The sequence below is a fragment of the Actinomycetospora sp. 2LY8.5 genome (genome assembly GCF_057180585.1).
In genome coordinates, this window is sequence record NZ_JBXUHE010000032.1 from 57,486 (window position 1) to 77,725 (window position 20,240).

Here is a 20,240-nt window from a genome sequence, read left to right on the forward strand (position 1 = left end):
CCCGTCCGTCAACTCGTCCGGCTCGAGGAGCGTTGCGTGCCCCGACCTCTCAGAGGCGCTCTCGTCGTCGTGCTGGGCGCCGCCCTGCTGGGCGCGTGCGCGGTCGGGCCGTCGCAGCGACCACCGATCGCCACGATCGTCGACGAGCCGCCGACGGCGGAGCCCGCACCGGAGGGGTCCACGCCGGGCCCGGCGCCCTCGCTGCTCCCGCCACTGGTGCCCGCCCCGGCGGCCGCCGCCGGGTTCATCGACTGCACCGCCGAGATCCGGGGCACGCTCGCCCCCGCCGACCTCGGCGGCCGGGATCTGCGCTTCGGCTGCCAGAGTGTCGCGGTCGGCGGCGGCGGGTCCTCGCGCACGGAGGTGGGCGTCCTGCAGGTCAGCATCGGCCCGCTGCCGCCCGGCGGCCCGATCCCGATCGCCGTGGTCGGCGAGGCCGGCGGCCCGACGGGCAGCGACCGCGCGATCCGGCTCGCCGCGACGGCGCCGGAGCCGGTGCTCGCGGGCACCGCGCTCTACGGCGTCGACCTGCGCGGCACCGGCAACTCCGAGCCCGTCGACTGCATCACGCCCTCGGTGCGCGAGGCGCTGGTCGACGCCGACCCGGTGGCGGCCGACCCGGGCTCCCTCACCGGGATGCGTGACGCCGCGGCGGCCGCAGCCCGTACGTGCACCCAGGTGCTCGAGAACTCCCTCACCGACTTCCGCACCGCCGTCGACGCCGAGGACCTCGAGGAGGTGCGGGCGAGCCTCGGGGTCGAGCGGATGCACGTCATGGGCGTCGGCGAGGGTGCCGGGGTCGCCGCGACGTGGGCACGGCAGTACCCGGGTGCGGTCGGCCGCACGGTGCTCGACGGGGCCCCGGACGCGACGACCTCGTTCTCCCAGCGCGCCCGCGAGCGCGCCACCGCCGCGCGGGAGGCCCTCAACACCTTCGCCGCCGACTGCACCGCCCGCCCGGACTGCCCGCTCGGCCCCGACCCGGCGGGGGCGGTCGCCGGCATCCTCACCAACCTGCACGCGGCGCCCCTGGCCGGGTCGGGCGGCCGGCGCGTCACCGACGGCACCGCCACCCGCGCGCTCGTCGCCGGGCTCGGCGAGCCGACCCGCTGGCCCGCGCTCGCCGCCGCGATCGCGTCCGCCGGCGAGGGCGACGCCACCGGGGTGCTCGACCTGCTCGCGCCGGAGGAGGCCGACGGCGGTGGCTTCGACGCCGGGGTCCTCCTGACCTGCAACGACACCACCGAACGGCCCACGCTCGACCAGGTCGCCCGGGACGCGGGCCAGGCACGGGCCGCCGACCCGGTGTTCGGGGCGTACTTCGCGCACGACGCGCTGCTGTGCAGCTCGTGGCCGGTGCCGACCGAGGTCCCGCCGCCGGGTGGGGCCACCGGGCCGCCGTCGCTGGTGCTCGGCACGCGCGGCGACCCGATCACCCCGCTGCCGGGCAGCGAGCGCGCCGCGAACCAGCTCGGGTCCGCGAGCCTGGTGACCTGGCTCGGCGCGGGTCACGGTGCCTTCCCCGCCACCCCGTGCGTCCGCACCGCCGTCGCCGGCTACCTGCGCGACGGCAACCTTCCCCAGCAGGGCACGGTCTGCCCGCCGTGACCGTTCGCGTGATCTTTGTCCGCTCGTTCCGGGGAGCCCCGGGACGTGGTCCTGCGTAGCCTGCCCTCCGTGCAACTTCCCCGCCTGGTCGACGCGGCGCTCGACCGTCTGGTCCTGCCCGGCTACTCCCGGCTGGGCTACGCCGCGCGGCGTGCCGGCTGGGACACGCTGCGGGCCGGCAGCCTCGACGGCCGGACGATTCTCGTCACCGGCGCCTCCGGCGGACTCGGCGCCGCCACCGCGCGCGGGCTCGTGGCGCTCGGCGCCCGGGTCGAGCTCGTGGTGCGCGACCGCGCCCGGGGCGAGCAGGCGCGCGCCGCCCTGCGCGCGGAGCACCCGGACGCCGTCGTCGACGTCGCCGAGTGCGACGTGTCGTCGCTCGCCGACGTGCGCCGCTACGCCGCGGAGGTCCGCGACCGCGAGGCGGCGGTGCACGGGCTCGTGCACAACGCAGGCGTCATGCCCCCCGAGCGCACCGAGACCGCCGACGGCCACGAACTGGCGCTGGCCACCCACGTGCTCGGGCCGTTCCTGCTGACCCGCCGACTGCGCCCGGTGCTGCGCGCCGCGGCGTCGCCGACCTCGCCGTCGCGGGTCGTGCTCGTGTCCTCCGGCGGGATGTACACCGCGTCGCTGCCCACCGACGACCCGGAGTTCCGCTGCGGCACCTACTCCGGCGGCGCGGCCTACGCGCGGACCAAGCGCATGCAGGTGGTGCTCGCCGAGCTGCTCGCCGACGACCTCGCGAGCGACGGCATCGTCGTCCACAGCATGCATCCGGGCTGGGCCGACACCCCCGGCGTCGCGAGCTCGATGCCCGGGTTCCACCGCGTCACCGGTCCCCTGCTGCGCACCGACGAGCAGGGCGCCGACACGGCCGTGTGGCTGCAGGCCGCCGCCGAGGCCGGGCACAGCACCGGGGTGTTCTGGCACGACCGGGCCCCGCGCCCCACCCACTACCTCCCCCGGGGCGCCGAGACGCCCCAGGCGCGGGCCGCCCTCTGGACGCTGTGCGTGGAGGCGACGGGAGCGCAGCAGTGAGCTCGACCGAGGCACCGACCTGGAAGCGTCGCGGGCTGGGTGAGGTCACCACCGCGGCCCCGTCCGACGCACTGGCCCTGACCCCCGGGCGCCGGGCGCTGCAGCAGACCGCACGGGCCTTCGCCATGGAGGAGGTCCTTCCGGTCGCCGACGAGCTCGACCCGCGGCGCGAGGACATTCCGGCGTCGCTGCTCGACCGTCTCGGCGAGCTGGGGTTCTTCGGGATCCTGGTGGACGCCGAGCACGGCGGGCAGGGTCTCGGGGTGTTCGAGTACTGCCTCGTCTCCGAGGAGCTCGCCCGCGCCTGGATGAGCGTCGGCAGCATCATCGCTCGCGGCAACGGCACCGGCTGCGCCTCGCCCGACCCGCGTCGCCGCGCCGAGCTGCTGCGCGCGAGCGCCGCGGGCGACTGGGTCGGGGCGATCGCGTTCTCCGAGCCGCACGCCGGTTCCGACCTCGCGGGCGTCGAGTGCACGGCTACCCGCACCGAGGACGGCTGGGTCGTCGAGGGCACCAAGCGGTGGGTGGGCCACGCGCTCTCGGCCGACTTCCTGCACCTGCTGGCCCGGACGCGCCCGCCCGGCGAGGGTGAGAGCCGCTCCGACGGCCTCGAGCTGTTCCTCGTGCCCAAGGAGCGCGGGAGCTTCCCGGACGGCGTCACCGGCACGCCGATCGACAAGATCGGTTACTTCGGCCTGACGACCTGGGAGCTGCAGCTCGACGGCCTGCGGCTGCCCGCCGAGGCCCTGCAGGACACCGGGCAGGCCGAGGGCCAGGGCTTCAAGGACAGCCTGCGCTGGCTGGGCACCGCCCGGGTGCAGACCGCGGCCCGCGCCGTGGGGCTCGCCCGCGGGGCGCTGGAGGACGCAGTGGCCTACAGCCGCCGCCGCGAGCAGTTCGGTCACCCGATCGCCGACCAGCAGTCCCTACGTCACAAGCTCGCCGACATGTCCGCGGCCGTCGAGGCCGCCCGCACGTTGTGGTGGCACGCGGCGTGGCTGCTCGACGAGCGCGCGCCCGGGGGTGACGTCGCGGCGTCGTCGGCCAAGCTGTTCGCCTCGGAGACGGCCGAACGCGTCACGAGCGACGCGCTGCAGATCTTCGGCGGCAACGGCTACACCACGGAGCACTCGGTCGAGCGCTACTGGCGCGACGCCCGTCTCACGACCATCTTCGAGGGCACCTCGGAGATTCAACGGAAGATCATCTCGGACACACTCCTCCGCTGAGGGCCGTACGGAGGAGATCGGTACACCCGGATGTCACGGCGGTCGTTCACCCGGCCGGACGTGGGACGACGGTCGTTGCCGACCGTTCACCCGCCGGTCGCGCCGGACGGACCGTTCGCGCGCTTGGTGGTCGACCTCTCCGGTGATCGGCGCGCACGGTGGGGACACCGTGTCGGGGCATGACCGCGTCGTGACCGAGGGGGCGGAGACCGGACCTCCCCGACACGCGACGACCGGGGGCGGGGGACGGGGAAACCATGAGGGATGCAGTGGAGTTCGCACGGGCGGTGCACCCGGCCCGCGTCGACGAGACCCAGCGCATGCGGCACGAGGCCCGGGAGTGGCTGGCGGGGCTCGACATCGGGCAGGAGGCGCGCGAGCGCGTCCTGACCGCGGTCTCCGAGGCCGTCGAGAACGCGTGCGAGCACGCCTACCCGGACGACACCGAGGGCACGGTGGAGCTGACCCTGTGGTGCGAGGAGGACGCGGTGAACGTGCGCGTGACCGACCACGGCCGGTGGTCCGAGGGGTCCGAGCCGGCCGCCCCGGGCTCGCACGCCCGGCGCGGGCGCGGCTTCGTGCTCATGCACCGCAGCGTCGACAGCGTCGCCATCCGGCACACCGCCGACGGGACGACCGTCGCGCTGCGGCAGCTCCGGGAGCCGGCCCCCTAGGACCGTGTCATCCCGGTGAGCACCTGGTCGAAGAAGCCGAGCAGCTCCTCGCGCAGCGCGGGGTGCTGCTCGGGCGGTGCCTGGCCCAGGAGCTGGCCCGCACTCGAGAGCATGCCCAGCACGAGCGTCGGATAGGACGGGCCGGGCGGGCGCACGAGGCTCCCCTCACGGGCCAGCCCGTCCAGGACCCGGGCGATGAACGCGTAGGCGTAGTCGCGCTCGCACTCGCGCCAGCGCTCCCACCCGAGCGCCAGTGGACCGTCGCGGAAGACGATCCGCCCGTAGCGCGGCTCGCTGCAGGACTCGAGGAAGGTCGCGAGCGCGGTGCGGGCGCCGGTGAGGAGGTCCGGGGCGTCCTCGAGCGCCTGCGCCAGCCGCTCGTGCACCTCGGTCTCGCGGGCGGCGAACACGGCCTCGAACAGAGCGGCCTTGCCGGCGAAGTGGTGGTAGACCGCCCCCTTGGTCATGCCCGCGACGGCGGCGACGTCGTCGATGGAGGTCTCGGTGAACCCGCGGTCGGCGAAGAGCGTGGTGGCCGCCTCCACCAGCCCGGCCCGGGTCGCGGCGGTGGCCTCGGCACGGGGGGACGTCACGCGGGGCACCGCCGAAGGGTACGTCGGGGCCTACGGTGAGTGGGTGGTCGAGTCATCCCCCGTCCTGCGCGTGCTGGGGCACGTGTCCTCGCCGCTGGTCGACCGGTCCGAGGCGCCCCGCCAGGGCGACGAGGGCGGTCCCGACGCCGTCGTGCGCCTCGACCCCGACCTCGCCCCGGCCCTGCGCGACCTCGCCGTCGGCGACCTGGTCCTGCTGATCACCTGGCTCGACCGGGCCGACCGGGACACGCTGCGCGTGCACCCGCGCAACGACGGCACGTCGCCCGAGACCGGTGTGTTCTCCACCCGCTCCCCCGACCGCCCCAATCCCCTGGGTCTGCACGAGGTCCGCGTGCTCTCGATCGAGGGCACGGATCTGAGCGTGTCCGACCTGGAGGCGGTCGACGGCACGCCGGTGATCGACATCAAGCCGGTGCTCGGACCGATCGGGGAGCGCTGCCACAACCCGCGCGCGTAGCAGCCCGGAGGCTCGCGGAGTACGAGCGATGCGGCATCGCTGGCGTCTGACGCCAGGATCGCCACATCCTCGATGCGCGACACGCCGAGGTCGTCGTGGGCCGGCGACTTGCGGCGCGGCGCGTTCGCGGGCCAGCTCCGGATTGCCGGCGCGAACGTCTCGCTGAGCGAAGCACTCGCTGCACGAAACCGGATCTTGCTGATCCGGTGACGCCGGGGACTACAGCAGCACGTCGTCCACGTGCACGAGCACCGCCACCGGCTCCAGCCCTGTCGAGGCCCGGATCCCGTCGGCGACCGCCGCCCGGATCCGCGCACCGAGCGCGACGAGGTCCTCGCCCAGGTCGGCGGCCAGCGTGATCGAGACGACGGTCGACGAGCCCGCCACGCCCGCCGTCACCTCGGGGCCGCCGATCATGCTCGTCTCCGGTCCGCCGCCCGCGGCGACGAGCCTGCTCAGAGCCACCCGCACGCCCGGCACCCGCGCGGCGAGGTGCCGCGCCAGCGACTCGACCGCGTGGGCGCTGATCCGGGTCCGGCCGCGGTCGTCGGAGATGGTCCCGAACTCCGGGTCGGCGGCCACCCCGCGAATCCGGCGCATCGCCTCGTCGAGCAGGCCCTCGGGCGCCCGCGGGCGGTGGTCGGCGACGGCCCGGACCGGCGCCCACAACCGGTCGAACTCGGCGAGCGCGGCCTGGCAATGGGGGCACTCGCGCTGGTGGGCGTCCCGGCGTTCCGCCGCGCCGTCCGCGACCTGCGCGACGAGCGCGTCGGTGTCACGCCCGCAGGGCAGCCGGGCGTCGGTGGAGGTCATGTCCAGTCCTTCATCTCGGACATCAGGGTGGCGCGGGCCCGGGCCAGCCGCCCGCGGACCGTGGCCTCGCTGGTCTTGGTGACCACCGCCGCCTCGCGGTACGACAGGCCCTCCAGCTGCACCAGGACCAGGGGCACCCGCTGATCCTCGGGCAGTCCGCTGATCGCCCGCAGCCCGGCCTGCAGCTCCTCGCCCGCGAGCACCCGGCTCTCCGGCCCCGCCACCGGCGGGTGATCGGCGTCGGCGAGCTCGTGGTGGGACCGCTGGCTGCGGCGGTGGTTCAGGCACCGGTTGACGACGACGCGGTAGAGCCAGGTCGTGAACGTCGACGTCCCCGCGAAGCCGGACAGAGCCGTCCAGAGCTGGATGACGACCTCCTGCGCGACGTCGTCGGCGTCGGCGGCACTGCCGAGCATGCGCAGCGCGATCCGGTAGATCCGATCGCGGTGGCGGCGCACGAGCTCCTCGTACGCGCCACGGTCGCCGCTGCGGGCCCGGCCCACCAGCCAGCGGTCGGCCTCGTCGTCGAGGCCGGCCGGGGCCCGGATCTCCCCCGGACCGGGCTCCCGCCCCGCCGCATTCACGCCCCCGAGCCTCCCACGGTCGGCGGTGGACAACCGATCTTCGTTGCCCGGGTGGGGGAACAGACGTCACGATCCGTCGGGTGAGCTCAGCAGAGAACCGCGGCCTCGCCGTCGTCACCGGCGCCAACCGGGGCCTCGGCCTCGGCGTGGTGCGCCGCCTCGCCGAGCGGGGACATCCCGTGGTGCTCGGCGCCCGCGACCTCGACAAGGGAGAACGCGCAGCCCGGGGGATGGACAACGTCGTCGTCCGCGAGCTCGACGTCGCCCGTCAGGACTCCGTCGACGACCTCGCCGACTGGATCCGCGAGCACCACGGCGACCTGGAGATCCTGGTCAACAACGCCGCGGTCCACTACGACACCTTCCAGACGGCGATCGGCGCGGACCTCGCGATCGCCCAGGAGGCCCTCGCGGTCAACACCCTCGGCGCCTGGCGCACGACCGTGGCCTGCGCGGACCTGCTCCGCCGCGGCGCGCGCGTCGTCATGGTGTCCAGCGGGTCGGGCTCGTTCGGCGAGACGGACGGCGCCGGCGGCACCCCCGCCTACGCCGTCAGCAAGGCGGCGCTCGACATGCTCACCGTCAAGCTCGCCGCCGACCTGCGCCGAGGCGGGGTGCTCGTCAACGCCGTCTGCCCCGGCTGGGTCGCCACCGACATGGGCGGCCCCGGCGGGCGCCCGCTCGACGAGGGTGTCGACAGCATCCTGTGGGCCGTCGACCTCCCATCCGACGGCCCGACCGGCACGTTCACCCGCGACGGTCGTCCGATCCCTTGGTGACCGCCGTCACAGTCGAGCCGGTCGATCGCAGGAGAACCGTTCGTGGTGAGCTGGACGGGCGGACCCTCGTGCTCGCCGACTCCCTCGCCGGCACGCTCGTCGCCTTCGACATCGAGGCCGACGGCTCCCTGTCCGGGCGCCGCACCGGGGCCGAGCGCCTCAGCCCGGACGGGATCACGATCGACGCCGAGGGCGCGATCTGGACCTCGACCGGCGGCATGGACATCCCCGGCGGCATCCTGGTCCGCGTCCGCGACGGCGGCGAGATCACCACCGCGTCGAGATCGACCCCAACCCGTTCGCCTGCATGCTCGGCGGCGAGGACGGCCGGACCCTGCACGTCATGGCGGCGCACCTCAACCCGCAGGACCCCTTCGGCGGGCCGGCGACGGGGCGCGTGCTGACGATCCCGGCGCCCGCCCCGCGCGCCGGGAACCCCTAAGCCGACACCGCCTGCGGCTCGGCGACCATGTCGGAGCGACGGAACCCCTGCGCCTGCCGGGCCCAGAAGTCGCGCGCGGTGTCGACGTGGGCGCGGTAGCGCAGGTATCCGTCGGCGTAGGCGACGCGGGCCTGCGAGCTCGGCTCGACCGTCCGGGACGGGGCGGCCCAGGCCCCGGGGTCGAGGTCGTCGCCCAGCGCGCGGACCGCGGTGACGGCCGCTCCGCGGGTGCCGAGGCCCGGGTCGTCGGGCACGGTCAGCGGCCGGTCGAGCACGTCGGCGAAGATCTGCGCCCACGGCCCGGAGCGGGCCCCGCCGCCGCACGCGACCAGCCGGCCCTCGACGCCGGCCGAGGACGCGGCCCGCTCGAAGCAGTGCCGCGCGGTGTAGGCGATGCCCTCGCAGACGGCGCGCACGACGTCGCCCCGGCCGGTCGAGAGCGTGACGCCCTCGATCTGCCCGCGCGCCCGGGTGTCGACGAACGGCGCCCGCTCCCCCGACGCCGCGAGGAACGGCAGCGCCGACACCCCGCCGGCGCCGGGGCGGGTTCCGGCCAGCAGCTCGCCGAGCGCGTCGATGCCGACGCCCATGAACTCGAGCAGCCAGTCCAGCCCGGCGGTGCCGACCATGGCGGGCATCGCGCGCAGCCACCGGTCCGGCTCGGGGGTGCACAGCCACATCCCGGCGGGCTCGGGCAGCTCGTCGACCTCGACGGTGTCGGTGAAGACCTCGCAGGCCAGCGTGGTGCCGACGATCAGCAGCCCGTCGCCCGGCGCCGACAGGCCGGCGCCGACGGCGCAGGCGGGCAGGTCGAACGGCCCGCCGGTGACCGGGGTGCCCTCCGGCAGCCCGGTGATCTCGGCGCCGCGGCGGTCGAGGGCGAGCACGGTCCCCGGCGGCGCGGGCTCGGCGAGCAGGTGCCGGCGGTCGGCCAGCCCGCACGCCTCGACGGCGCCGTCGTCGTACCGGCGGGCGGCGACGTCCAGGAACGGCAGCGAGGCGTCGGAGGCGTCCACGGTGACGACGCCGGTGAGCCGCTGGACGAGCGCGTCGACGCAGTAGCCGGCCACGGCGGCACGCTCGAGCGACTCCGGCTCGTCGCGCCCGAGGGCGACGAGCAAGGGCGCGTGGCAGCCGGGGAAGAGCCCGACGCCGGTGCGGCGGTAGACCTCCGCGACGGTGCCGTCGTCCTGCCAGCGGCGCACGACGTCGCCCGCGCGGTCGTCGAGCCACGAGATCGGCGGGCGGACCGCGGCACCGTTCGCGTCGCGCAGCCACAGCCCGTCGCCCTGGCCGGTCAGCGCCAGCGCGCGGACGGGGCGGCCGGCGTCGGCGACGACGCGGCGCACGACGTCGGCGACCGAGGCGACGACGTCCTCGAGGTCCTGCTCGACGCGCCCGTCCGGGTACTGCTCGAGGCGGGAGGCGCGCTCGGCGCTGGCGAGCTTGCGCCCGTCCTCGTCGTAGGCATCGGCCTTGGTCATCGACGTCCCGACGTCCACTCCGACGATCATGAGACGACCTCCTCGGTGACGCGGCGGGCGACCGCGTTGGCGGGGTGCGCCAGCGGCTCGCCGCGCAGGTGGCGCCCGGCCTCGCCGGCCGCGATGGCGGCGGCGCGGTGGGCGGTCTGGCGGGTGGCCCCCGCGAGGTGCGGGGTGGCCACGACGTTCGGCAGGCCGCGCAGCGGCCAGTCCTCGGGCGGTGGCTCGACGTCGTACACGTCGACGGCCAGCGCCCCGAGCCGTCCGGAGCGCAGGGCGTCGGGCAGCGGGGCGTGGTCGAGCAGGCCGCCGCGCGCGGTGTTGACCAGCACGGCGCCGTGCGGCAGCAGCGCGAGCTCGCGCGCGCCGACGAGCCCGCGCGTCTCCTCGCTCAGGCGCGCGTGCAGGCTGACCACGGAGCTCGCGCGCAGCAGCTCGTCGAGCGCGACGAGCCGGACGCCGTCCGCCGCCGCGGTCGCCTGGTCGGCGTAGGGGTCGGCGACGAGCACCTCGGCGCCGAAGGCGCGCAGCACCCGGGCCACGATCCGGCCGATGGCGCCGTAGCCGACGAGCCCGGCGGTGGCGCCGGCGAGCTCGAGCCCGGCACGGTCGTAGGCGTAGAGGTCGCCGCGCCAGCGGCCGTCGCGCAGCTCGGCGTCGGCGTAGGGGACGTGGCGAGCGGCCGCGAGGATCATCGCGACCGCGTACTCGGCGGCCGCGGCGGCGTTGCGCCCCGGCGCCTGGGCGACGGCCACGCCGGCGCGGTCGGCCGCGTCGAGGTCGACGTTGACCGGGCCGCCGCGGCAGACCGCGACCATCTCCAGCTCCGGGCGGGCGTCGAAGACCCGGGCGGTGAACGGCGCCATCTGGGTCAGGCAGATCCGGGCGCCCTCGAGCGCCGCGACGAGCTCGTCCTCGGTGCCCGAGGCCTCGTCGACGACGGAGTCGCCGGAGCCGACGGGCCCGAAGGGCTCGGCGGGCCAGCCGCTGGTCAGGTGGGCGACCTCGAGGTCCCCGGCGAGCCCCGGCTCCGCGCGCAGGGCGGACTCGAAGAGATCGGGGGCGACGAAGTGGTCGCCGGCGGCGAGCACGCGCATCAGGCGGCCCCTCCCGCCCGCTCGAACTCGGTGATGTGGGCGACCTTGTCCGCACTCGCCGACGAGGGGTCGAACGAGTAGCCCAGCCACTCCGCCACGATCTTCTTCGCCAGCTCGGGGCCGATGACCCGGCCGCCCAGGCACAGCACCTGGCAGTCGTTGGAACGCACCGAGCGCTCGGCGGAGTAGCTGTCGTGGGCGACCGTCGCGCGGATGCCCTCGACCTTGTTGGCCGAGATCGCCATGCCGATCCCGGTGCCGCAGACGAGCACCGCGCGGTCGGCCCGTCCCTCGGCGACGGCCTGCGCCGCGGCCAGCCCGAGCACCGGGTAGGCCCGGTCGTCGGCCTCGTCGGGGACGCCGAAGTCGACGACGTCGGCGACGCGCTCGTCGTCGCGGAGCTGGTCGGCGAGCACGTTCTTGAGCGCCACGCCCGCGTGGTCGGCGGCCACCGCGATCCGCATGCCGGTCATCGGTCCTCCCCACACCGCGCGGCGATCTCGGTGGCGGCCGCGTCGAGCATCAGCGCCAGTGACGTCGCCCCGGGGTCGGGGCTGCCGCGACCGCGGTCGCCGAGACGGGCGGCCCGCCCCACCGAGGGGGTCAGCTCGGCGGTCGCCCGGGCGGCGTCGTGCGCGGCGTCGGCGGCCTCGCGCCAGGCGGCGGCCACGCCGACCGACCGGTCCGCGGCGCCGCGCAGGGCGGCGGTGGCGGCGTCGAGCGCATCGACCATCGTCTTGTCACCGGGGCGGGCCCCGCCGAGCTCGGTGACCGCGTCCTGCGCGGAGCCGAAGGCCGCGGCAAGGACGGCGGTGTCGATCACCGGCGCCGCGTGCAGCCGGCGCCCGGTCTCGGTGAGCAACAGGCCGAACAGGGCTCCGGACGCGCCGCCCGCGGCGTCGGCGAGCGCGGTGCCCGCGGCGAGCAGGGCCGTGCCGACCTCGGCGGCCGTGTCGCCGTCCGCACCGCTGGTCCGCGCGGCGGCGACCGCGGCGCGCATGCCCCGCACGACGCCCTGGCCGTGGTCGCCGTCGGCGGCGACGGCGTCGAGCCGGCCGAGCTCGTCCTCGTGCTCGGTGACCGCGCCGAGTGCGGCGGTGAGCGCCGCACCGGCGACGCCGCCGGCCGAGGGGTCGGTGTCGGCGAGGTCCGGGGCGACGGACGGGCGGCGGCGCTCGGCCTCGGGGACGGTGTCGGGGGCGCGGCCCGCGAGGGTGCCGCCCGCCGTGAGCTGGAACGCCGGCGTCTCGCACGGGGCGTCGTAGAGCTCGGCGAGCGTGTCGTCGAGCGGCACGAGGGTCAGCGAGAGCCCGGCCATGTCCATCGACGTGACGAGCTCGCCGACCTCCGGGCGGTGCGGCGACAGCCCGGCGTCGAGCAGGCGGGCGTGCACGCGGGAGTAGGTGACGAAGAGGTCCTCGTAGGCGGTGGAGCCGAGCCCGTTGAGGATGACCGCGACCCGCCCGTCGCCGCCGGAGGGCAGCTCGGGGAGGAGCTGGTCGACCAGCACGTCGGCGAGCTCGTGGGCGTCCATGGCGTCGGCGCTGCGCACCCCGGGCTCGCCGTGGATGCCCAGGCCGAGCTCCACCGCGCCGCGGTCCACGGTGAACAGGGGCTCGGTCTGGCCCGGGAGCGTGCAGCCGTCGAAGGCGACGCCGAACGTCCGGGTCCGCGCGTTGGCGCGCTCGGCGAGCGCGGCCACCGTCGCGAGGTCGTCCCCGCGGGCGGCGGCGGCCCCGGCGACCTTGAACACCACGAAGTCGCCGGCGACCCCGCGCCGGTCGGCCACGCGGGCCGCGCTCGCCACGTCGTCGGTGACGACCACGGTGCGCGAGTCGACGCCCTCGGCCGCGAGGCGGCTCGCCGCGAGCCCGAAGTGCATGACGTCGCCGGCGTAGTTGCCGTAGCTGAACAGCACGCCGGCGCCGCCGTCGACGGCCGCGGCCGTCCGGTAGACCTGCTCGGCACTGGGGCTCGTGAAGACGTCGCCGACCACGGCGGCGTCGGCGAACCCCGGGCCGACCAGGCCGGCGAAGGCCGGGTAGTGGCCGCACCCGCCGCCGATGACGACCGCGACCTTGCCGGCGGTCGGGGCGTGGCGGGCGATGACGCCGTGGGCGTCGGGGGCGCGGCGGACGGTGCGCCCGTAGGCGGCGACGAGGCCGTCCACCCAGCGCGTCTTGAACGTGGCGGGGTCGGTGAGGGTGGCGGGGCGTGTGCTCGGGATGGTGGTCATCGGGTGGCTCCCGGGGCCATGGAGGAGCGGTCGGAGGAAAGATCGGCGGCGCGACCCTCCAACAGGGCCAGGACCGCCGCCCGCGCGCCCGCGACGCCGTCGACCACCGTGGTGGCCAGCGCGAGGGCGTCGCTCTTCGGCGGGTAGGTCGGGTTGGGCAGGGCGACGACGGTCAGCCCCGCGGCGTGCGCCGCGCGCAGGCCGTTGCTGGAGTCCTCGACGCCCACGCAGTGCGTCGGGTCGACGCCCAGTCGGGCGGCGGCCTCCGCGTAGACGTCGGGGCTGGGCTTGCCGCGCGCGACCTCGGCACTCGACACCGTCGCGGTGAACGAGGTGGTGAGGTCGTGGCGGTCCAGCACGGCGTCGACGAGCCGGCGCGCCGCCGAGGTCGCCAGCCCGACCGGCGCGCGCTCGGCGGCGTCGCGGACCATGGCGACCGCCCCCTCGTAGGGCTCCATGCGGCCGGCGTCGAGCGCACCGACCATGTCGTCGACGACCGCCCGCTCGCACTCCTGCGCGCTCTCGCGGCCCCCCGCGCGCCTGGCCAGGTAGGCGGACCACTCCGGTGCGCTCATGCCCTGCACCCGGTCGGTGTCCTCGGCGGTCCAGTGCGCGCCGAAGCGCTCGGCGTAGCGGACCCACATCTCCTCCCAGAGGTGCTCGCTCTCGAGCAGCACGCCGTCCAGGTCGAACACGACGGCCCGCAGCGCTGGGTCCGGCGGTGAGGCGTCCATCGGATGTCTCCTCCCATCGACAATGGGAAGTTAACATCAAGGATGTGATGAGTGAAGGGCCTCACAGCAAGCCGTTCCCACGACGCCTCGTCCGGTCGGGCGCGTCGTGCCCGGCGGGGCCGCCGGATCGGGATGCTGGAGACGTGCGGGAGCAGGAGAAGGACACCGGCCTCCGGCGGACACGGGACACGCGCCAGCAGCGCATCGTCGAGCACCTGCTCGCGCAGGGGTCGGCGACCTCCTCCGAGCTGGTCGAGCTCACCGGGGTCAGCCTCATGACCGTCCACCGGGACGTCGACGAGCTTGCCCGCCGCGGCCTGGTGCGCAAGTACCGGGGTGGGGTCTCGGCGCAGCCGACGTCGGTGTTCGAGTCGCACTCGGAGTACCGGCGCTCGACCCGGCGGGCGGAGAAGGCCGCGATCGCCGGGGCGGCCCTCGACTTCGTGGAGTCCGGGTCGTCGATCATGCTCGACGACTCGACCAGTGCCCTCGCCCTCGCCGAGCTGCTCGACGACGTCGGGCCGCTGACCGTCGTCACCAACTACCTGCCCACGATCGACGTGCTCAAGGGCATGCCCGAGATCCGCCTGATCGCCCTCGGCGGCGACTACTCGCGCACCCACGACTCGTTCAACGGGATCGCCTGCACCGAGTCGATCGCGGCCATGGCCGTGGACCTCGCGGTCGTCTCGACGTCCTCGATGACGGGCTCGATGACCTACCACCAGGAGCAGGAGGTGGTGGTGGTCAAGCGGGCGATGCTCGACGCGGCGGCCCGCTCGGTGCTGCTGATGGACTCCGGCAAGAGCCCGCGGCGCGCCCTGCACCAGCTGCGCCCCGTCAGCGCGTTCGACGCGGTCGTGGTCGACGCCGGGATCGACCCCGTCGTGCTGTCGGAGATGCGCGAGCACACCGCGGTGACGGTGGCACCGGGCCACGGCTGAGCGTCTATCGGCGTTATCAGTATTGTGAAATTAACATCTCTTCTGTTACATGTGGTCGGCCACACACCCGTGGGAGGACCGCATGGACGCGACGAGCGAGCACCGGCCGACCGGCATCGAGCGATGGGGCATCCCCCGTCCGCTGCGCTGGGGCTTCGTCGGCGTGCTGATCTTCATGATCGGCGACGGCGTCGAGGTCAGCTACCTCACCGACTACCTGCAGCAACCCGACGGCGGCGGTCTCTCCGGGGCCCAGGCGTCCTTCTACACGGTGACGCTCTACGGGGTCGCCGTGCTCGTCGCGTCCTGGTTCTCCGGGACGCTCTCGGCGATCTGGGGACCACGGCGGGTCATGTGGCTCGGCGCCGCGATCTGGATCGTGTTCGAGATCCTCTTCCTGGCCGTCGCGATCCCCTCCCAGAGCCTGGGGCTCATCGCGACGATCTACGCGATCCGCGGGCTCGCCTACCCGTTGTTCGCGTTCGCCTTCCTCGTGTGGATCCAGACGATCGCGGCCCCGAGGATGCGGGGATCGGCCGCCGGCTGGTTCTGGTTCGCCTTCACCGGCGGCCTGCCCACCCTCGGCGCCGCCGTCGCGGCGATCGCCGTGGGCCCGCTGGGGATCAGCCTCTACGGCACGCTCGTGCTCTCGCTGGTGCTCGTGGCCATCGGCTCGGCGATCGGCTGCTTCGCCGTGACCCACCCGTCGGGTCTCGCTCCCATCGCCGACGAGACCGTCGAGAACCCCCGCAGCTACCGGCGCCTCCTCGAGGGCGTCGACATCCTCTGGCGTGACAAGCGCACGATCTCCGGGTTCTTCGTGCGGCTGGTCAACACCGCGCCCCAGTACGGCTTCTTCGCGATGTTCCCGTTCACGTTCGGTCCCGCGGCGCCCGGCGGCGGCTTCCTGACCACCGAGCAGGTCGCGATCGTCCAGACCGTCGCCTACGCCGCGAACATCGGTGCGAACCTCTTCTTCGGGGTCTTCGGCGACCACTTCGGCTGGCGTCGCACGGTCACCGTCTTCGGCTGCCTGGGCTGCGCCGTCGCCACGCCGCTCTGGTACTTCGGCAGCGTCGCGGCCGGGAACCTGCTGGTCACGGCCGTTCTCGGTGCGGTCTACGGCGTGGTACTCGCGGGCTTCGTGCCGCTGTCGGCGCTCATGCCCTCGATGGTCGCGGTGAAGGACAAGGGCGCGGCGCTGGCGGTCCTCAACACCGGTGCCGGCGGCGCGGCGCTGCTCGGGCCGCTGACCGTCACCGCCCTGTTCCCGCTCTTCGGGGGCGGCGGGGTCGCGATCGCCTACTGCGTCATGTACCTGCTCGTCGCCGGCCTCGCGCTGACGATCCGCTCGGACGTCGACCCGGGCGAGGTCCGGCGCGCCGCAGATGCCCCTCGACCGGCGGGCGCCACGCGGGCAGCGTGACGGGGGTGCGTCACCGCCTCTGGATCGGGGTCGACATCGGCACCTCGGGCGTCCGCGGTCTCGCGGCCGACGGCACCGGCACCGTCCGGGCGTCGGCCGCGCGGCCGCTGGCGAGCACCCGCGGGCGGGGCCGCCGCGGTGTGCGCCACGAGCAGGACCCGCGCTCGTGGGTCGACGCGTCGATCGCCGTCCTCGCGGAGATCACCGACCACGTCGATCCGCGGAATGTCGCCGGGATCGCGGTGGACGCCACGTCGGGCACGGTCGTCCTCGCCGACGGCCCCGGGCCGGAGGCCGCGTTCCTCGGTCCCGGGGTGATGTACGACGACGACCGCGGCGCCACGCACGCCGCGCGCGCCCAGGAGGCGGGGGCGGCGACGTGGGACCGGCTGGGCCACCGCATCGGCGCGACCTGGGCTCTGCCGACCGTCCTGGCGATGCTCGCCGAACACCCCCGGGGTCACGTGCGCCACCAGGTCGACGTGGTCACCGGGGCCCTGGTCGGCCGGGCCGTGGCCACCGACGCCGGCAACGCGCTGAAGACCGGGTACGACCCCGTCGAGGGCCGCTGGCCCGGCGAGGTCCTCGCCGGGCTCGGGCTCGACCCCGACCGGTTGCCCCCGGTGGTCCCGCCTGGCACCCCGCTCGGGGGCGTCGGCCCGCGCACGGCGGCGGAGACCGGGCTGTGCACCGGGACCCCGGTGGTCGCGGGCACCACCGACGGGTGCGCCGCCCAGCTCGGCGCGGGCGCGGTCACGCCCGGGGCGTGGAACGCGGTGCTCGGGACGACGCTGGTGCTCAAGGGGGTCAGCGAGGCGCTCCTGCACGACCCGTCGGGCGCCGTCTACTGCCACCGCGGCCCGCAGGCGGGGTGGTGGCTGCCGGGCGGCGCGTCCAGCACCGGCGCGGGCGTGCTCGGCGAGCTCCTCGACCCGGCGCGGTTCGACGCCCTCACCGCGTCGCTGGCCGACGACCCGCCCGGGGACCTCCCGGTCGTCTATCCGCTGGGCGGGCGGGGCGAGCGCTTCCCGTTCGCGGTGCCCGACGCCGAGGGCTTCTGGCTCGACGGCGACCACCCCCGCCCGCTGTCCGAGCTCGTGGCGGCGCGCGGCGAGCGGACCGCGTTCGCCGCCGTCGCCGAGGGCGTCGCGTTCGTCGAGCGCCTGTGCTTCGAGCACCTCGTCGCGCTCGGCGCCGACGTCTCCGGCCCGCGCACGATCACCGGCGGCGCCACCCGCAACGCCTGGTGGAACCAGCGCCGCGCCGACCTCCTCGGCGTGCCCCTCCGCCGGCCGCGCCACGACCACCCCGCCCTCGGCGCCGCGCTGCTCGCGCGGGCCGGCGTCGACGCCGACGGTGTCGACGGTCACGGGGGTGACCCCGATGTCGTCGCGGCGGCAGCCGCGATGGTGCACGCGGCCGAGGAGATCACGCCCCGTCCGGACGAGGCGCTGGAGCGCCGGTGCGCCCGGTTCCGGGCGGCGCTGGTCGACCGGGGATGGTGGGCGGCGTGACCGAACTCGTCCTGGCGCGCCACGGCGAAACCCTCTGGCACGCCGAGAACCGCTACGCCGGACGGTCCGACGTCGAGCTCGCCCCGGGCGGGCACCGGCAGGCCGAGGCCCTCGCCCGCTGGGCGGCCGATGCCCGCCTCGACGCGGTGGTCTGCTCGCCGCTGCAGCGCGCCGTCCACACCGCCACGCCCGCCGCCCGGGCCGCCGGCCTCCCGCTGGGCACCGACCCCCGGCTGGTCGAGGTCGACTTCGGCGCGGGCGACGGGCACACCCGCGAGGAGATGGAGACGCTCTTCCCCGAGGCGCTCGCCGCGTTCCTCGCAAAGCCGGCGAGCTCGCCGCTGCCCGGCGGCGAGACGGGCCTCGACGCCGTCGAGCGCGCGCTGCCGGTGATCACCGAGGCGCTCGCCGACCATCCACACGGCCGCGTCCTCGTCGTCGCGCACCAGACGCTGCTGCGCCTGCTGCTGTGCCATCTGCTCGGCATCCCGCTCGACCACTACCGCACCGTCCTCCCACGCCTCGAGGGCGCGGCGCGCACCGTCGTCCGCCCGGCGGCGCACGGGCCCGCGGCGCTGGTCGCGCTCAACGTGCCCTGCTGACCGGCAGAGCGACGCTCAGGGGCCTAGCGTCGGCGATCGTGGCCGCACCCCGGATCCTCGCCACCGTCACCGGCTCGCCCTCCCACGCCCGCGCCGTCCTGCCGTTCGCCCGCGCACTCGCGGCCGCGGGGCACGCGGTGCTGGTCGCGTGCCCCGAGGAGCTCGCCGGCGTCTTCACCGGCCTCGACCTCGCCACCGTCATGCCGCCGATGAGCGCGGCCGTCGCGACCCTGCGTCCCCGGCTCGCCGAGCTGGAGGGCCCGCCGGACATGGGCACCGTCGTCCCGCTGCTGTTCGCCGGCCCCCACGTCACCGACGCGGTGCGGGCGCTGCGGCCCGTCGCCGAGCGGTTCGCGCCCGACCTCGTCCTGCGCGACGGCACCGAGCTCGCCGGGCTGCTGCTTGCCGAGGAGCGCCGCATCCCCCACGTCGCGGCGCCGTCCAGCGGCGGCCAGCAGATGCGGCCGGCACTCCTCGACGACGCGCTCCGGGCCCGGAGCGCCGATCTCGGCCTCGCGCCGGTGACGGGGGCCGCTCTCCACCGCCACGGCCGCCTCGACTGCCTCCCGCCGGGCTGGTCGTTCGCGGCGGAGGGTGTCGCGCCGGCGTGGTCGTACCGCCAGGACGACGAGGTCGCCCGCGGCGACGTCCTGCCCCCGTGGATCGGCGAGCTGCCCGCGGGCCGCCCGCTGGTGCTCGCGGCGATCGGGACGGCGCTGCCGATGATGGCGGGGCGCGGGGGTGACGGGCCGCCGGTCGACCCGTCCGGGGCGCTGCGCACGCTCGTCGACGGGCTCGGCGACCTGGACTGCGAGGCGGTCGTCGCGACCGGCGGGCTGCCCGTGGCCGACGGCCCGCCGCCGGCGGACCACGTGCACGTCCTGGACTGGGTGCCCCAGCCGCTGCTGCTGGCGTGCGCGGACCTGCTCGTCACCCACGGCGGCTACAACAGCATCCGCGAGGCCGTCCGCACCGGCACCCCCATGGTCGTGCTGCCGCAGTTCGGCGACCAGGTGGCCAACGCCGACCGCGTCGGCGCGCTGGGACTCGGGCGGCGGACCGCGTCGGACGCGAGTGAGGTCACCACCACCTGCCGGGCGGTGCTCGCCGACGGGTCGGTGCGCGCCGAGGTGCGGCGCGCCCAGCGCGCGATGCTGGCGCTGCCGCCGGTGGCGGCCGCCGCCGACGATCTCGCCGCGCTGGCGGCCGCGTGACGTCGGCGGACGCCTCGGCGGCGTGGATCGACGAGGCGCACCAGGCCGGTCGGTTCCGGCCATGATCGGCGTCCCGGGTCCCGCCGTCCCCGTCGGGCACGTCGAGCCCTGCCCGCGCCGGGTTCGGGCGCTGCTCGGCGGGCGGGTCGTCGTCGACACCACCGACGCCCGCTACCTCTGGGAGCACCCCTGGTACCCGCGCTGGGTGATCCCCGCGGGCGACGTCGACCCCGCCGCGCCGGCCGCCGATCCCGAACACCGCCGGGTCGAGGACGCCAGGCTCGAGGGGGACTGGCTCGCACTGACCTGGGCCGCGTTCGACGCGTGGTTCGAGGAGGACGAGGAGGTGCACGTCCACCCGCGCAGCCCCTACGTCCGCGTCGACGCGCTGCGCTCGCGGCGCCGGGTGCGCGTCGAGCTCGACGGTGTGCTGCTCGCCGAGTCCGACGCCCCGGTCCTGCTGTTCGAGACCGGCCTGCCGACCCGCGCCTACCTCGACCCGACCGCCGTCGCCACCGCGGTCCTCGAACCCTCGTCGACGCGGACCGCGTGCCCCTACAAGGGCGTGACCAGCCGGTACTGGTCGGTGCGGACGCCGGCAGGGCGGTACGACGACCTCGCCTGGTCCTACGACCATCCGGCGACCGCCGTCGCGCGGATCGCGGGCCTGGTCGCGTTCTACGACGAGCGCGTCGACGTGACCGTGGACGGCGAGCGGCAGGAGCGCCCGCGGACGCACCTGGCCTGA

21 protein-coding genes are annotated in these 20,240 nt (G+C 75.8%); 13 read left to right on the forward strand and 8 right to left on the reverse strand.

What is annotated here, in order from left to right:
• The first annotated feature begins 36 nt into the window (after positions 1–36).
• The 4 genes from AC2A1K_RS26575 to AC2A1K_RS26590 all read left to right on the forward strand — a co-directional run bounded on the left by AC2A1K_RS26575 (position 37) and on the right by AC2A1K_RS26590 (position 4,552).
• Positions 37–1,608 (forward strand): alpha/beta hydrolase, encoded by a 1,572-nt coding sequence (locus AC2A1K_RS26575; protein ID WP_483899348.1) that lies wholly within the window; start codon positions 37–39, stop codon positions 1,606–1,608.
• 69 nt (positions 1,609–1,677) lie between these two features.
• The gene (locus AC2A1K_RS26580; protein ID WP_483899349.1) at positions 1,678–2,649 is read left to right on the forward strand and encodes an SDR family NAD(P)-dependent oxidoreductase; all 972 of its coding nucleotides are present in this window, start codon (positions 1,678–1,680) and stop codon (positions 2,647–2,649) included.
• The gene (locus AC2A1K_RS26585; protein WP_483899350.1) at positions 2,646–3,878 is read left to right on the forward strand and encodes an acyl-CoA dehydrogenase family protein; all 1,233 of its coding nucleotides are present in this window, start codon (positions 2,646–2,648) and stop codon (positions 3,876–3,878) included. The genes AC2A1K_RS26580 and AC2A1K_RS26585 overlap by 4 nt, the downstream gene beginning before the upstream one ends.
• Before the next feature lie 257 nt (positions 3,879–4,135).
• Entirely contained in the window at positions 4,136–4,552 is a 417-nt protein-coding gene (locus AC2A1K_RS26590) for an ATP-binding protein (protein ID WP_483899351.1), read from the forward strand.
• Here AC2A1K_RS26590 and AC2A1K_RS26595 read toward each other — a convergent pair.
• Positions 4,549–5,145 carry a TetR/AcrR family transcriptional regulator gene (locus AC2A1K_RS26595; protein ID WP_483899352.1) on the reverse strand — a complete coding sequence of 199 codons (597 nt, stop codon included), beginning with the start codon at positions 5,143–5,145 and terminating at the stop codon, positions 4,549–4,551. The two genes, AC2A1K_RS26590 and AC2A1K_RS26595, sit on opposite strands and share 4 nt — an antisense overlap.
• A gap of 43 nt (positions 5,146–5,188) precedes the next feature.
• Here AC2A1K_RS26595 and tsaA point away from each other — a divergent pair, with 43 nt between their 5' ends.
• Positions 5,189–5,623 (forward strand): tRNA (N6-threonylcarbamoyladenosine(37)-N6)-methyltransferase TrmO, encoded by a 435-nt coding sequence (tsaA, locus tag AC2A1K_RS26600; RefSeq protein ID WP_483899353.1) that lies wholly within the window; start codon positions 5,189–5,191, stop codon positions 5,621–5,623.
• Positions 5,624–5,842: 219 nt separating this feature from the next.
• On the opposite strand, the gene AC2A1K_RS26605 is transcribed toward tsaA, so the two are convergent.
• Complete coding sequence (locus AC2A1K_RS26605; RefSeq protein ID WP_483899354.1) at positions 5,843–6,436, reverse strand: hypothetical protein; 594 nt, start codon at positions 6,434–6,436, stop codon at positions 5,843–5,845.
• Positions 6,433–7,020, reverse strand: coding sequence for an RNA polymerase sigma factor (locus tag AC2A1K_RS26610; RefSeq protein ID WP_483899355.1), 588 nt, complete (start codon positions 7,018–7,020; stop codon positions 6,433–6,435). The genes AC2A1K_RS26605 and AC2A1K_RS26610 overlap by 4 nt, the downstream gene beginning before the upstream one ends.
• Positions 7,021–7,100: 80 nt before the next feature.
• Here AC2A1K_RS26610 and AC2A1K_RS26615 point away from each other — a divergent pair, with 80 nt between their 5' ends.
• A complete protein-coding gene (locus AC2A1K_RS26615; RefSeq protein WP_483899356.1) occupies positions 7,101–7,799 on the forward strand; it encodes an SDR family NAD(P)-dependent oxidoreductase in 699 nt (232 codons plus the stop codon).
• On the forward strand, positions 7,796–8,203 hold the full coding sequence (locus tag AC2A1K_RS26620) for an SMP-30/gluconolactonase/LRE family protein (protein WP_483899357.1): 408 nt from the start codon (positions 7,796–7,798) through the stop codon (positions 8,201–8,203). Before AC2A1K_RS26615 ends, AC2A1K_RS26620 begins: the two co-directional genes overlap by 4 nt.
• 34 nt (positions 8,204–8,237) lie before the next feature.
• On the opposite strand, the gene AC2A1K_RS26625 is transcribed toward AC2A1K_RS26620, so the two are convergent.
• From AC2A1K_RS26625 to AC2A1K_RS26645, 5 genes are read right to left on the reverse strand one after another with little or no spacing between them, the layout of a single operon-like run.
• Positions 8,238–9,755 carry an FGGY family carbohydrate kinase gene (locus AC2A1K_RS26625; protein ID WP_483899358.1) on the reverse strand — a complete coding sequence of 506 codons (1,518 nt, stop codon included), beginning with the start codon at positions 9,753–9,755 and terminating at the stop codon, positions 8,238–8,240.
• A complete protein-coding gene (locus tag AC2A1K_RS26630; protein ID WP_483899359.1) occupies positions 9,752–10,822 on the reverse strand; it encodes a 2-hydroxyacid dehydrogenase in 1,071 nt (356 codons plus the stop codon). The genes AC2A1K_RS26625 and AC2A1K_RS26630 overlap by 4 nt, the downstream gene beginning before the upstream one ends.
• On the reverse strand, positions 10,822–11,286 hold the full coding sequence (locus AC2A1K_RS26635) for a ribose-5-phosphate isomerase (RefSeq protein ID WP_483899381.1): 465 nt from the start codon (positions 11,284–11,286) through the stop codon (positions 10,822–10,824). Before AC2A1K_RS26635 ends, AC2A1K_RS26630 begins: the two co-directional genes overlap by 1 nt.
• Before the next feature lie 5 nt (positions 11,287–11,291).
• Positions 11,292–13,058, reverse strand: coding sequence for a dihydroxyacetone kinase family protein (locus tag AC2A1K_RS26640; RefSeq protein WP_483899360.1), 1,767 nt, complete (start codon positions 13,056–13,058; stop codon positions 11,292–11,294).
• On the reverse strand, positions 13,055–13,792 hold the full coding sequence (locus tag AC2A1K_RS26645; protein WP_483899361.1) for an HAD family hydrolase: 738 nt from the start codon (positions 13,790–13,792) through the stop codon (positions 13,055–13,057). The genes AC2A1K_RS26640 and AC2A1K_RS26645 overlap by 4 nt, the downstream gene beginning before the upstream one ends.
• Positions 13,793–13,935: 143 nt before the next feature.
• Here AC2A1K_RS26645 and AC2A1K_RS26650 point away from each other — a divergent pair, with 143 nt between their 5' ends.
• The 6 genes from AC2A1K_RS26650 (at position 13,936) to AC2A1K_RS26675 (ending at position 20,240) form a co-directional block, all read left to right on the forward strand.
• The gene (locus AC2A1K_RS26650) at positions 13,936–14,736 is read left to right on the forward strand and encodes a DeoR/GlpR family DNA-binding transcription regulator (RefSeq protein WP_483899362.1); all 801 of its coding nucleotides are present in this window, start codon (positions 13,936–13,938) and stop codon (positions 14,734–14,736) included.
• A gap of 82 nt (positions 14,737–14,818) precedes the next feature.
• A complete protein-coding gene (locus tag AC2A1K_RS26655) occupies positions 14,819–16,162 on the forward strand; it encodes an RbtT/DalT/CsbX family MFS transporter (RefSeq protein ID WP_483899363.1) in 1,344 nt (447 codons plus the stop codon).
• Positions 16,159–17,676: an FGGY-family carbohydrate kinase gene (locus tag AC2A1K_RS26660; protein ID WP_483899364.1), complete on the forward strand. Its 1,518-nt coding sequence runs from the start codon at positions 16,159–16,161 to the stop codon at positions 17,674–17,676. The genes AC2A1K_RS26655 and AC2A1K_RS26660 overlap by 4 nt, the downstream gene beginning before the upstream one ends.
• Positions 17,673–18,278, forward strand: a complete 606-nt coding sequence (locus AC2A1K_RS26665; RefSeq protein WP_483899365.1) for a histidine phosphatase family protein — start codon at positions 17,673–17,675, stop codon at positions 18,276–18,278. The genes AC2A1K_RS26660 and AC2A1K_RS26665 overlap by 4 nt, the downstream gene beginning before the upstream one ends.
• A 38-nt stretch (positions 18,279–18,316) precedes the next feature.
• Positions 18,317–19,492 (forward strand): glycosyltransferase, encoded by a 1,176-nt coding sequence (locus tag AC2A1K_RS26670; protein WP_483899366.1) that lies wholly within the window; start codon positions 18,317–18,319, stop codon positions 19,490–19,492.
• A gap of 61 nt (positions 19,493–19,553) precedes the next feature.
• Positions 19,554–20,240, forward strand: a complete 687-nt coding sequence (locus tag AC2A1K_RS26675; protein ID WP_483899367.1) for a DUF427 domain-containing protein — start codon at positions 19,554–19,556, stop codon at positions 20,238–20,240.

What these genes read in the sequence shown, in the direction of transcription:
- AC2A1K_RS26655 (WP_483899363.1), top strand. Translation starts at nt 14,819, where the DNA reads ATGGACGCGACGAGCGAGCACCGGCCGACCGGCATCGAGCGATGGGGC.
- AC2A1K_RS26625 (WP_483899358.1), bottom strand. Translation starts at nt 9,755, where the DNA reads ATGATCGTCGGAGTGGACGTCGGGACGTCGATGACCAAGGCCGATGCC.
- AC2A1K_RS26635 (WP_483899381.1), bottom strand. Translation starts at nt 11,286, where the DNA reads ATGCGGATCGCGGTGGCCGCCGACCACGCGGGCGTGGCGCTCAAGAAC.
- AC2A1K_RS26630 (WP_483899359.1), bottom strand. Translation starts at nt 10,822, where the DNA reads ATGCGCGTGCTCGCCGCCGGCGACCACTTCGTCGCCCCCGATCTCTTC.
- AC2A1K_RS26640 (WP_483899360.1), bottom strand. Translation starts at nt 13,058, where the DNA reads ATGACCACCATCCCGAGCACACGCCCCGCCACCCTCACCGACCCCGCC.
- AC2A1K_RS26590 (WP_483899351.1), top strand. Translation starts at nt 4,136, where the DNA reads ATGAGGGATGCAGTGGAGTTCGCACGGGCGGTGCACCCGGCCCGCGTC.
- AC2A1K_RS26645 (WP_483899361.1), bottom strand. Translation starts at nt 13,792, where the DNA reads ATGGACGCCTCACCGCCGGACCCAGCGCTGCGGGCCGTCGTGTTCGAC.
- AC2A1K_RS26675 (WP_483899367.1), top strand. Translation starts at nt 19,554, where the DNA reads ATGATCGGCGTCCCGGGTCCCGCCGTCCCCGTCGGGCACGTCGAGCCC.
- AC2A1K_RS26605 (WP_483899354.1), bottom strand. Translation starts at nt 6,436, where the DNA reads ATGACCTCCACCGACGCCCGGCTGCCCTGCGGGCGTGACACCGACGCG.